General features: G+C 60.4%; 12 protein-coding genes. 6 read left to right on the top strand and 6 right to left on the bottom strand.

Annotation, left to right across the window (positions count from 1 at the left end; all coding sequences use genetic code 11):
- Window positions 1-361: 361 nt before the first annotated feature.
- From KHQ24_RS16905 to KHQ24_RS16880, 6 genes are all read left to right on the top strand, one after another.
- Window positions 362-1,801 (top strand): circularly permuted type 2 ATP-grasp protein, encoded by a 1,440-nt coding sequence (locus tag KHQ24_RS16905; RefSeq protein WP_211777367.1) that lies wholly within the window; start codon window positions 362-364, stop codon window positions 1,799-1,801.
- Window positions 1,795-2,724: an alpha-E domain-containing protein gene (locus KHQ24_RS16900; RefSeq protein WP_002910835.1), complete on the top strand. Its 930-nt coding sequence runs from the start codon at window positions 1,795-1,797 to the stop codon at window positions 2,722-2,724. Before KHQ24_RS16905 ends, KHQ24_RS16900 begins: the two co-directional genes overlap by 7 nt.
- Window positions 2,721-3,536: a transglutaminase family protein gene (locus KHQ24_RS16895; RefSeq protein ID WP_017900188.1), complete on the top strand. Its 816-nt coding sequence runs from the start codon at window positions 2,721-2,723 to the stop codon at window positions 3,534-3,536. The genes KHQ24_RS16900 and KHQ24_RS16895 overlap by 4 nt, the downstream gene beginning before the upstream one ends.
- A gap of 16 nt (window positions 3,537-3,552) precedes the next feature.
- On the top strand, window positions 3,553-4,299 hold the full coding sequence (locus KHQ24_RS16890; protein ID WP_004203290.1) for a proteasome-type protease: 747 nt from the start codon (window positions 3,553-3,555) through the stop codon (window positions 4,297-4,299).
- A 469-nt stretch (window positions 4,300-4,768) separates the two neighbouring features.
- The gene (locus tag KHQ24_RS16885) at window positions 4,769-5,749 is read left to right on the top strand and encodes a fatty acid desaturase (RefSeq protein ID WP_043520523.1); all 981 of its coding nucleotides are present in this window, start codon (window positions 4,769-4,771) and stop codon (window positions 5,747-5,749) included.
- Complete coding sequence (locus KHQ24_RS16880) at window positions 5,742-6,542, top strand: phosphate/phosphite/phosphonate ABC transporter substrate-binding protein (RefSeq protein WP_004203279.1); 801 nt, start codon at window positions 5,742-5,744, stop codon at window positions 6,540-6,542. The genes KHQ24_RS16885 and KHQ24_RS16880 overlap by 8 nt, the downstream gene beginning before the upstream one ends.
- A 47-nt stretch (window positions 6,543-6,589) precedes the next feature.
- On the opposite strand, the gene KHQ24_RS16875 is transcribed toward KHQ24_RS16880, so the two are convergent.
- The 6 genes from KHQ24_RS16875 to KHQ24_RS16850 all read right to left on the bottom strand — a co-directional run bounded on the left by KHQ24_RS16875 (window position 6,590) and on the right by KHQ24_RS16850 (window position 11,911).
- Window positions 6,590-7,933 (bottom strand): NtaA/DmoA family FMN-dependent monooxygenase, encoded by a 1,344-nt coding sequence (locus tag KHQ24_RS16875; RefSeq protein ID WP_227665912.1) that lies wholly within the window; start codon window positions 7,931-7,933, stop codon window positions 6,590-6,592.
- A gap of 58 nt (window positions 7,934-7,991) precedes the next feature.
- Complete coding sequence (locus tag KHQ24_RS16870; protein WP_114466107.1) at window positions 7,992-8,891, bottom strand: ABC transporter substrate-binding protein; 900 nt, start codon at window positions 8,889-8,891, stop codon at window positions 7,992-7,994.
- 60 nt (window positions 8,892-8,951) lie between these two features.
- Window positions 8,952-9,620, bottom strand: coding sequence for an ABC transporter permease (locus KHQ24_RS16865; protein ID WP_211777383.1), 669 nt, complete (start codon window positions 9,618-9,620; stop codon window positions 8,952-8,954).
- Window positions 9,620-10,249, bottom strand: a complete 630-nt coding sequence (locus tag KHQ24_RS16860) for an ABC transporter permease (protein ID WP_004203268.1) — start codon at window positions 10,247-10,249, stop codon at window positions 9,620-9,622. The genes KHQ24_RS16865 and KHQ24_RS16860 overlap by 1 nt, the downstream gene beginning before the upstream one ends.
- Window positions 10,242-11,330, bottom strand: a complete 1,089-nt coding sequence (locus KHQ24_RS16855; protein ID WP_065904538.1) for an ABC transporter ATP-binding protein — start codon at window positions 11,328-11,330, stop codon at window positions 10,242-10,244. The genes KHQ24_RS16860 and KHQ24_RS16855 overlap by 8 nt, the downstream gene beginning before the upstream one ends.
- A 437-nt stretch (window positions 11,331-11,767) precedes the next feature.
- A complete protein-coding gene (locus KHQ24_RS16850; protein ID WP_043520518.1) occupies window positions 11,768-11,911 on the bottom strand; it encodes a hypothetical protein in 144 nt (47 codons plus the stop codon).
- Window positions 11,912-12,026: the final 115 nt, after the last annotated feature.

The following is a 12,026-nucleotide window of genomic DNA, read 5'->3' as shown; positions in this document are numbered from 1 at the left end:
CCTGGTTTTCTGCTACAACCGCCGGCAACGCGATTAGGCTTACCGGCAAGCCAAGGCGCCCGGGCTACTGGCCACGGCGCGCTGGAGGCGAATACCAGCGGATCGAGAAGGGCTGTGAGGCCCGGCCTGCGGCACACTGGCTGACGGCGCTGGCGTCCACCATGGCGCAAAAATCGTCGCCCTGCCTCACGACGGTGCAACCGCAGCCGGGCGCAGGCGGCCATTGTGGCGATTTTTTGCACAACCAGACGGCGGGTCAGAACCGATTTGCACAACGCCGCGGCGGCGGATGACCTGGCATAATTAATGCTTATCTCTTATCGGGATTACCACAAAGTGAGTACAACCGGAGGAGACGGCCATGATAAAAATAACGCTTCCTGACGGGCATTATTATGACGAGATGCTGACCGCCCAGGGTGAGCAGCGGCCGCACTATAATGCCTGGTGGCAATGGTTTCGCAACACCGATCAATTCTCTATCCGGCAGAAAAAAGCGCAAGCGGAACTGCTTTTTCACCGTATCGGCATCACCTTTAACGTGTACGGCGAGGATGAGGGAACCGAGCGGCTGATCCCGTTTGATAGCGTGCCGCGGATCATACCCGCCGGGGAGTGGCAGCGCATTGACCGCGGTATACGCCAGCGGGTGAAAGCGCTGAACGCTTTTCTCTATGACATCTATCATGAGCAGAATATCCTGCGTGCGGGGCTGATCCCGGCCGAACAGGTGCTGGCCAACGAGCAGTATCAGCCGTGCATGAAGGGCATCAACCTGCCAAACAACACCTATGCCCATATCACCGGCGTCGATATGGTGCGCAATAACGACGGTCAGTATTACGTGCTGGAGGATAATCTGCGCACGCCGTCCGGCGTCTCCTACATGCTCGAAAACCGTAAGATGATGATGCGCCTCTATCCGGAGATGTTCGAGCAGCATCACATTGCGCCGGTGGAGCGCTACCCGAGCTACCTCCTGCAGACCCTGCGCGAAAGTTCGCTGGTGGATGATCCCTGCGTCGTGGTGATGACCCCGGGTCGCTTCAACAGCGCCTACTTCGAGCACAGCTTCCTGGCGCAGCAGATGGGGGTCGAGCTGGTGGAAAGCGCCGATCTGTTTATTAAAAACGGCGCGGTGTATATGCGCACCACCGAGGGGCCGCGGCGGGTGGATGTGATTTATCGCCGCATCGACGACGCCTGGCTCGACCCGCTGGCCTTCCGCGCCGATTCGATGCTCGGCGTCCCGGGGCTACTGTCCGTCTATCGCGCCGGCGGCGTAGTGCTGGCCAACGCCATCGGCACCGGGGTGGCTGACGACAAATCGATCTATCCGTACGTCCCGGAGATGATCCGCTTTTACCTCGGCGAACAGCCGATCCTCAGCAATATCCCCACCTGGCAGTGTCGGAAAGCGGAGGACCTGCGCTACGTGCTGAGCAATCTGGAGCTGATGGTGGTCAAGGAGGTCCATGGCGCCGGGGGCTACGGCATGTTGGTCGGCCCGCGTTCCACCAAAGAGGAGCGGGAGGCCTTCCGCCAGCGCCTGCTTGCCAATCCGGCCAACTATATCGCCCAGGACACCCTTGCGCTGTCGACCTGCCCAACCTTCGTTGATGAAGGGCTGTCGCCACGGCATATCGATTTACGCCCCTATGTGCTTTCCGGACAGGAGATGCGCCTGGTGCCCGGCGGCCTGACCCGCGTGGCGCTGACCGAAGGGTCGCTGGTGGTCAACTCGTCGCAGGGCGGCGGAACCAAGGATACCTGGGTGATGGAGGATGACACATCATGCTAAGTCGTACGGCGAGTGAACTGTTCTGGATGGCCCGCTACCTTGAGCGGGCGGAGAGCTACGCCCGGGTGCTGGACGTGACCTGGAAATTATCAATGATCCCCCGCCACAGCCAGCAGTCGCGGGATCTGGCGCTACCGCTGAATTTGTCGATGACCCACGAGCTGTTTCAGGCGCGCCATGCCCGCTTTACCATGAGCAATCTGCTCAACTTTTTTGCCCTCGATGGCAACAACCCCTGCAGTATTTACAGCTGCGTGGAGATGGCGTGGAACAACGCGCACGCGGTGCGCGGCAGTCTGTCGGCCGAAGTGTGGGAGAGCATCAATGCCACCCGCATCGAACTGCGGACCCTCCGCCAGCAGGGGCTGGGCGAACTGGGGAGCGACGGTTTTTTCGAGTGGGTGAAAGAGCGGGTGCATCTGTTTCGCGGAGCGGTGATAGGCACGCTGCTGCGCAACGACGCCCTGAGTTTTATCGGTATCGGCACGCTGATCGAGCGCGCGTTCGCCACCACCCAGCTGCTGCTGATTAAGGATCAACAGCTGACCAACGATCCGGACCCGGTGCGCGAATACTACCGGCTGGATACCCTGCTCAATGCGGTCAGCGCCCGCGAAGCTTACAACAGCCTCTACCGCCAGCCGGTCAGTCGCGAAACGGTGATGGAGCTGCTGATCCTGCGTAACGATATTCCACGTTCGCTGCGCGCCAGCATTGCCGACCTGGTGGGCGAACTGGAGAAGATCGCCAACGATCGCTCTTATCAGCCGCTGCGCCTCGCCCATCAGCTCAACGTTGACCTGCGCTTCAGCACCCGTGACGACCTGGCGCAGGCGGACCTGCAGACCACGCTTAACGGACTGCTGGCGAGAATTAACGCCCTGTCCGACAGCATCAGACAAACCTATCTGGAGGCCTTATGAAACTGGTCATCGATCATCTCACCCGCTATGGCTACGATGAAGAAGTGAAGTTTTCCACCCAGTATCTGCGCCTGACCCCGCGCAGCACCGGACGGCAGACGATCACCGCCTGGACGCTGACCCTGCCGGACGGCGCGGCGGTGACCACGACCGACGGCTGGGGTAATGTGCTGCATGTGCTGACGCTGGATAACCCGCATAAAGAGATCACCATCCGCGCCAGCGGGATTGTCGATATCGCCGACGAGGGGGAAGAGACGTGTGATGAAGAGGCCGAGCTGCTGTCGCCGCTGGTTTTTCTGCGCAGTACGCCGCTGACCCGCGCCGATACGGCGATCCGTGAGTTCGCGCAGCGCCTCTATCGTCCCGATGCGGCGGAAGAGAGTTTGAATCAACTGATGGCGGATCTGCTGTTAAGAATGCCATACTCCCCCGGCGCGACCCAGGTCCAGGACTCCGCTGCCGACGCCTTCGCCCGGGCGAAGGGCGTGTGCCAGGATCATACCCATGTTTTTCTCGCCTGCTGCCGGGCGCTGGAGATCCCGGCGCGCTACGTCAGCGGCTATGTCTACAGCGATAACGCCCAGCATGTCGCGATGCATGCCTGGGCGGAAGTGTGGCTCGACGGCCGTTGGCTGTCGTTTGATATCACCAATAATACCCGTCGCCTGAATCAGCATCTGCGGCTGGCGACCGGACTGGATTATCTCGACGCCTGCCCGGTACGGGGCACCCGGCTGGGCGGCGGCGGGGAGATTATGTTAACCAACGCTGAAGTGCGCGAACACAGCCAGCAGGCGCAGCAGCAATAATACGGGAATAACCGCAATGACCTACTGTGTGGCCATGTGCCTGGCGGATGGACTGGTGTTTGCTTCCGACTCCCGCACCAACGCGGGCGTCGACCATATTGCCACTTTTAAAAAGCTGCACGTTTTCCATCAGGAAGGGGAACGGGTGCTGGTGCTGCAATCCGCCGGCAACCTGGCCACCACCCAGAGCGTGATAAGCCTGCTCAGCGCGCGGATCCGTACCCAGCAGGAGCCGAACCTGATGCAGGTGACTTCCCTCTACGACGCCGCAATGCTGATCGGTAAAACGCTGCTGGAGGTGATCCAGCGCGACAGCAGCAACCAGCAAAACTGCAGTAACACCAACTTCAACTGCAACCTGTTGCTTGGCGGCCAGATCGCCGGCGAAACCCATCGTCTGTTCCATATTTATCCGGAGGGCAACTTTATTGAAGCCACCCGCGACACGCCTTATTTCCAGATTGGCGAAAGCAAGTACGGCAAGCCGATCATCGATCGGGTGCTGACCATCGATACGCCGCTGGAGCAGGCGATGTGCTGCGCCTTGATCTCCATTGACTCGACGCTGCGCAGTAATCTGTCCGTTGGCCTGCCGCTGGATACGCTGCTCTACCGCAGCGGCAGCCTGAGCAGCGCCGGGCAGCATCGCATCACCGACAGCGATCCCTACTTCAACCGCATCCGCAAGGCGTGGTCCGAGGGGCTGTTGCACACCTTCCAGACTCTGCCGGCCTGGACGCCAGCAGAGCGGGAAGGGGAGTAGTTTCTTTGATGCGCTACAACTAACCTCGACGCGAAGATGGATAAGGCTATGGAGCCCTTAAGTGTCCTCGACCTGGCGGTAAAGTTACAGCGGTGTCGAGGCTGCCAACAGCGAGTTTCAACAAGAATGGTGAATTAATTAACGACAGGTCGCACGGATCGTAGGCCGGGCAAGGTGCCGTCGCCGCCCGGCACAAAAGCGACTCTACTGTTTTTGTCCGGCGGGGCTGCGCCTGCACCGGCCTGGATGGAGCGGGGGTGGGGATCATCCCGTAGGCCCGGCAAGCGCAGCGCCGCCGGGCAATGGATCTGTTTAAACGCCGCCAGCCTGTTGCGCCATGGACGGTATTTTTTGCCGTGCTCAATACAAACGCGCTTTTTGGCAAAGCTAAGTAAATTAAATACTTTGTTATTTAACGTGTTATCTCACATCTTCGGAGGGAATGAGGCAACACGGCAAGGTATCGGAAGTGACGGAAAAGAAGACGGCTGTCTATGTGGATGACCAACAGCGCATCCTGATCCGCCAGCTGGCGCGCAGCTGGCTGTGGCGCAGCGAGCTGCCGACCTGGCTGCTGTTGGTGACGGTTTACGGCGGCTGGTTTGCCTGCGTGGCGGGCTGGCGGACGCTGGGCCTGTTTCCGGCCACGCTGCTGCTGATCTGGTTTACCGCCTGGTATATGTCCTTACAGCATGAGCTGATCCATGGGCATCCCACCCGGCTGGCATGGTTTAACCAGCTGCTGGGGACGCTGCCGCTGGCGGTCTGGTATCCCTATGGCGTCTATCGCGACAGCCATCTGGCGCACCATCGCAACCATCTGCTGACGCACCCCGAGGATGATCCCGAATCGTACTACGTGACCGCGGAAAGCTGGCAGCGCTTCTCAGCCTGGCAACGCCGCCTTATCCACCTGCGCAATACCTTCTGGGGGCGTCTGCTGCTGGCGCCGCTGATGGATATCGTTCACACCCTGCGCAGCGCGCTGCGGGCTTTCCGCGAGGGCGACCACCGCGCCATCGCCATGTGGAGCCTGCATCTGTTGCTGCTGACGGGCCTGCTGGCCTGGATGGCGGCGCAGGGTTTTTCCCCGCTGTGGTTTGTGCTGGCGGTGAGCTACCCGGCGCTGGCCCTGACCAAAGTGCGCTCTTTTCTCGAACACCGGGCCGCGGATGACCCGCTGGCCCGCTCGGTGATCAACGAGGCCGGGCTCCCCTGGCGAGTGCTGTTCCTCAATCTCAACTACCATGCGGTGCATCATGACCTGCCAGGGGTTCCCTGGTACGCTTTACGTCAGCTGTATCTGCATCGCCAGACGGCCTATCTGCAGCGTAATCAGGGGTTCCTGGTGCGTGGGTACGGTGAGTGGCGACGCCATTTTAGCCGCCGGGCGGTGGCGGTGAACGCCCATCCGGGCTTTGGCGAGCAGGCGGGAGGAGAACATGGCTGAACGCATGACCTTTCCGATGTATGCCATCCACCGTCAACAAACCCAGGCTCTGTGGCAGGCGGTACAGTCGCTGCTGGCCGAACGCGGCGTGATGGTGGCGGGGGACCCGCCGGCGGATGACCCCGAGGATCTGCTGGCCCACTGGCGCCAGCCGAGGCTGTTGCTGAGTCAGACCTGTGGCTATCCGCTGGTGACCCAGCTGCCGGAGGTGCAGACGGTGGGCTGCTTCCACTACGCCGCGCCCGGTTGCGAAGGGCGCCGCTACCGCAGCCTGCTGGTGGTCCGCGAAGCGGATAGTCACCGGATGCTGGCGGACTTTTTTGGCCGCCGGGCCGTGTGCAATGCCGAGCACTCGCAGTCCGGCTACAACGTGCTGCGCAAAATGGTCGCGCCGCTCTCGCGGGAGGGGCGATTTTTTTCGGCTGTGGTGTTTAGCGGCAGCCATCGGCAATCGCTGCGCGAGCTGCAGCAGGAAAACGCCGATATCGCCGCCATCGACTGTGTGACCTACGCTCTGCTGCAGCGACATCAGCCGCAGGCCCTGGCAGGACTGGTGGCGATCGGCTGGAGCCCGGACGCGCCAGGGCTGCCGCTGATCACTGCCAGCGCCACCCCGGCTTCGACGCTGAACAGCCTGCGCGAGGCGCTCCAGCAGTTAGTGAGCGATGCGCGCTATCGTTCCCTGTGCGACGCCTTGCTGATCTGCGGCTATAGCGATATGTCGCGGGAGGCCTATGCTCCGCTGCTGGCGTGGCGGGATGAGGCCGCGGCGCAGGGAGTCAGCCAGCTATAGGTAAAATGCCCCGGCCAGCGATCTGCGCCGGGGCGGGTCATGGCAGACTACGGCGTCGGCGGTAACGCGGGGCGGGAAGGGGCGGTGAAGCGGTTTGCCACCGCCGGCAGACCGAGCTTTTCACGCAGGGTGCCGGGCGGATAGCGGTCACGCATGACGCCGTTACGCTGCAGAAGCGGCACCACCTGGTCAACAAAGCGGTCAAAGTCTCCCGGCAGCAGCGGGAACATCAGGTTGAACCCATCGGCGGCGCCCGCCTGCCAGGTCTCCGTTAAGGTGGCGGCAATCTCCTCGGCGCTGCCCAGCAGCAGCCAGCTATCAGAACTCTGTAATAACAACTTCCCCAACTCCAGCAGAGTGAGCCGCGGATCGTACTGGCGGATAAGCTTCAGCGCGGTACGGATGCCGTCAAAGCTCTCTTCATCAGGGAGCGGCGGCAGGGGCTGCTCCCTCGGCAGGGCGCTGAGATCCATTCGAAGATAAGAGGAGAGCAGATCGATAGCCATCTGGTCGCTCATCAGCTGTTCGTTAAGCTGCTGGCGGGCCGCCTTCTCCTCGTCGGAGTTCACCACCACCGGCAGGACCCCGGCGATGATTTTGAAATGGGCCGGATCGCGCCCGTGCTGGCGCAGCCGCTGATTCATCTCTTCGCGATAGGCCAGCCCCTCGGCGATCGAGTGAATAAACACGAAGTGCATATCGGACCAGGCGGCGGCCAGCGCTTTCCCTGCTTCCGAAGAGCCGGCCTGCACCAGCAGTGGATGGCCCTGCGGCGGGCGAGGGACGTTGAGCGGGCCGCGCACGCGAAAGTACTCGCCCTGATACTCGAGATGATGCACCTTGTCGGCATCGGCAAATAATCCGCGCGCTTTATCGAAGATCGCCGCGCCATCTTCCCAGGAATCCCACAGGCGAGTGACCACGTCGATGAATTCATTGGCCCGCTGGTAGCGCGTGCCGTGGCGGGGAAGCTGCTCCAGACCGAAGTTTGCTGCTTCTTCTTCCAGCCACGACGTGACCACATTCCAGCTTGCCCGGCCATTGCTGAGGAAATCCAGCGAGGCAAAGTAGCGAGCCAGGTTATAGGGTTCGTTATAGGAAGTGGACGCGGTGGCCATCAGGCCGATATGCTCCGTCACCGCGGCGAGGGCGGAGAGCAGCGTCAGGGGTTCAAGCCGGGCGTTGGCGTAGTGGGTCAGGCCGCTGGGCACCGTATCCCACACCGCGATATGGTCGGCGACAAAGATAGCGTCGAGGGTCGCCGCTTCGGCCTTGCGCGCCAGACTGGCGTAATAGTTGAGGGTAAATATGTCCGCTTCAGGCGCGTCAGGGTGACGCCAGGAGAAACGGTAATCCCCCTGTGGGTTATAAAAGAACAGGTTCAGGATCATGTGTCGGGTAGACATAGCGTGGACTCGCGGCTGAACGCCATCCGTGGCGGAGTGAAGGTCAGTGTTGGGATAGGTTGGCATTCACCCACTGTTCGGCGACGGCCGCTGGATCTTTATGCTGAAGATCTACCTGCTGGTTGAGGGCAATCAGTGTGGCATTGTCCAGTTTGCCTGAGACTTCATTGAGCACGGCGCCGATCTCCGGCGTCAGACTGGCTTTGCGCACCAGCGGCACCACGTTCTGACTCGGTTGCTCATGTTTATTATCTTCCAGAACCACCCATTTCTCCTTCGCCAGATTGCCCTGGGTGGAGACGACCGTCGCGACGTCGATTTTGCCCGAATTGAGCGCCAGCCGGGTCAGCGGCCCGCCCATGTCCAGCGATTTCACTGCTTTGAACTCAAGACCATAGACGCGTTTCAGCCCCGGCAGGCCCAGGGCGCGTACCGCCAGCTCCGGCGGTCCGCCGATCACCAGCTGCGGGGCGATGGGCTTCAGGTCGGAGAGGGTGCGCAGATGGTATTTCTCCGCGGTCTCGGCACGTACCGCCCAGGCGGTGATCGAGGTGGCCGGGGCCGGGTTCAACAGAGTGAAATTGGCAGGCAGGACCTGAGCCAACTCAGCGCTGACGTCCTGCTGGCTGGTGGCCTCGGTTTTGCCGTTATAGAAATTGAGCAGGGCGCCAAGATATTCCGGAACGATATCGATCTCACCGCTCTGCAGCGCCGGAATAATAATTTCCCGGTTGCCGAGGTTGAGACGGGTGTTGGCCTCGATATGATTTTTCTTTAGCGCGCTGGCGTAGATGTTGGCGAGAATGGAACTTTCGGTAAAGTTGGCCCCGCCCACCGTGACGCTGGCGGCATAGGTGTAAACGCTCAGGCTGAACAGCCCGGCGGCCAGCAACGAGAGACGAAATCGACGGGCGGTGACGGCCTTGCCAAATAATTGCTTCATAATACCTCTTTTATTTTCAGGTTAATCAGCGCCAGGCGCTGGGGTCATGTCAGTGTCACGCTAATAAGGCGCGGCAATACGGCGATGAACCAGGCGGCCGGCGCAGAGGGCGAAAAGCAGTTCGCCGCCTATCGCCAGCAGGGAAACCACCAGCGAGCCGCCGATCACCTGCGGGATATCCCGTTGCCCGAGTCCGTCGATCAGAAATCGTCCCAACCCGCCCAGACCGGCATAGGCTGCGACCACCGCCGTGGCGATAAGCTGAACCAGCGCGGTGCGCACCCCGGCGAGGATCAGCGGCGCCGCCAGCGGGATCCGCACCTGCCACAGGCTTTGCCAGGGGGTCATGCCCAGCGCGATGGCCGCATCGCACAGCGGGCGGTCGGCGTGATAAATCCCCACCCAGGTGTTAGTGAGAATCGGCGGAATAGAAAGCGCGATAAGCGCCGCCAGCACCGGGATATCGTTAAAGCCAAAAACGATGATGCATAATAAAATCAGCCCTAACGAAGGGATGGCGCGGCCAAGATTAAACAGGTTGATCACCACGAAGGCGCCTTTGCGCCAGTAGCCCAGGGCGATACCAAGCGGCAGGGCAATGGCGCAGGCCACGGCCATGCTGACCAGCACGTAATAAAGGTGTTGGCCCAGGCGCAGCAGGATGCCCTCGTCGCCCAGCCAGTGCTCCGGCTGGGTCAACCAGTGAAAGGTGGCGAGAAGCAGTGTCATCATTTCGTCCACGGCGTTAGCCAGTCGCCGAGACGGGCGATCAGCCCGTCAAAGACCAGCGACAGCAGCAGGCTCAGGACCAGGCTGACGATAATCGGCGTCAGAAAGTCCTGATTAAAACCCGCCAGCAGCAGCTGTCCCAGCCCGCCCTGGCCGATCAGCGCGGTGACGGTGACCAGGCCGACCAGCGTTACCGAGGCAATGCGCAGCCCGGCAAACAAGGAGGGCAGCAGCAGCCACAGCTCGATATCGAAGAAGCGGAATCCCCGGGTGTAGCCGAGCGCCCGCGCCGACTCCAGCGCCGCCTGTGGCAGCTTTTCTATGCCGGCCAGCATGTTGCGCAACAGGATCAGCAACGAGTACAGCGTCAGGCCAATCAGCGAGGTAGTCAGCGACAGCCCGGTAAACGGCAGCAATAAAATAAATAGCGCCAGCGAGGGAATGGTAAACAGCACGCCGCAAAGGGTGATGAGCGGCTGCGCCGTCGCGGGCCAGCGCAGGGTAATGGCTAACAGGCCGCCGGTGAGCAGGGAGCCGAAAAGTAGCGCCAGCAGGACCATCCGCGCATGCTGCCAGAGGAGATCGCCGATCATCGCGCGGTTATCGATAACCCAGCCCCAGTCAATCATGAGGTCTCACTCCCACCGCGCCGTCGAGCACTTGCTGCAGCAGGGCGTGAGACACCGCCCCCTGGTATTGTCCTTCGCCATCCACATGCACCAGCACGCCGGTCGCCACGTCGAGCAGCGCGCTATAGGCAAAACGCAGGCTGTGGCTGCTGGCGAGCGGGCGCTCCACCGGCAGGGTGAGACCCCGCAGCGGATCAAACCAGTGCAGCGGGCGTCGCTGGCGGTCAAGCACCAGGCGCAGCGGGCTGGCCAGCGGTGGATGGGCGCTGGCGATCGGCGTTAGCGCTTCGTCGAGCAGGGGGACATCGTGACGCGGCAGCTGGCCGACCTGTATCATGCCCAGCCGCTTCAGATTGGGTTCCGGACCAATAAAGCGGCGCACGAACTCGCTTGCCGGGTGGGCCAGAATACGGTCGGGGGTATCAAACTGCGCCAGCAAGCCGCCTTCCTGGAAAATGGCGATTTTATCGCCGAGACGGATCGCTTCATTGATGTCGTGGGTCACCAGTACAATGGTTTTCTGCAGCCGCTGCTGCAACAGCAACAGCTCGTCCTGGAGGCGTTCACGGACCACCGGGTCGATGGCGGCGAAGGGCTCATCCATCAGTAAAATCGGCGGATCGGCGGCGATGGCGCGGGCGATGGCTACGCGTCCCTGCTGGCCGCCGGAGAGCTGATGCGGATAGCGGTGCAGCAGATGGCTGTCGAGCGACATCAGCGCCACCAGTTCGTCAATGCGCGCGCGGATCCGCGCTTTGCTCCAGCCCGCCAGCCGCGGTACGGTGGCGATATTTTGCGCCACGGTACGATGGGGAAAGAGCGCGGCGCTTTGCATCACGAAGCCGATCTGGCGGCGGACCTGGATAATATCAGCGTCAGCGAGGCGGACGCCCTGAATATAGACGTCGCCGCTGTCGGGAATATCCAACTGGTTAATCATGCGCAGGATAGTCGTTTTTCCGCAGCCGCTCGGGCCGACGAAGGTGCAGAATTCGCCATGATCAATATCCAGACTGAGGTCGCGAATGGCCGGCTGGGCGCTGCCTGGATAGGTTTTGCAAAGATGCGTTAATTTAATCATGGTGGAATTCAACACTCTGAATAATAAAGTCCTGACCCGGATAAAGTAGCGCCGGGATCCTGGCTCAAACTACAGAGCGCCTGCGGGGAGGGCAAATACGTTATTTGCATTTGCATAGTGAAAAGCTGGTTAATCAGTTGCGGTGGAAGAAAAGCCGGAAGGTTGTTTTATGGATTTGTGATCGGCAACACAAATGACTCTCAAGCGGCCACCGTAAAAGATAAATTACCAGGGTTGATTTTAATCAAAGTATGACCGCCTGCGATAGGGCGGAAAAAGCCGCACCGTCCGCCGCACAAGAAAAACCAGATTGTGAATATAATGTTTCTTTGATGTAAATATTGCCTGTGCCCTTTTCCCGCTCGCCGCAGATAAAATGTGATGCCAAACCGACTTGTCGCTAAATAAGGGCGTTGATTACGTCTGCTTTTTATTCTTTACAGCATTAATTTAATTTTCGGCTTTCTTTTCACCCTGACAGTGTTGGTCAAATAGCGTGCAAAAGGCGTATTTTTTATCGCCATTTTGCCGTCGATGTTATTGCCATCAATTATTTTTATCCCCGCATTCGGGCACGGCAAAAGACGTGCAAATAGCGTTCATGATGCTTTTAATGTATTGATTTTAATTTATTTATTCTGACTTGTGACTCTTGCTCATCCGCCGCGGCGGAGCCTTTGTGAGAGCTCTCACATA

The sequence above is a fragment of the Klebsiella sp. 54 genome (assembly GCF_018223875.1).
Taxonomy (GTDB): Bacteria; Pseudomonadota; Gammaproteobacteria; order Enterobacterales; family Enterobacteriaceae; genus Klebsiella; species Klebsiella quasipneumoniae.
This window is presented reverse-complemented; position numbering and strand designations above follow the sequence as displayed.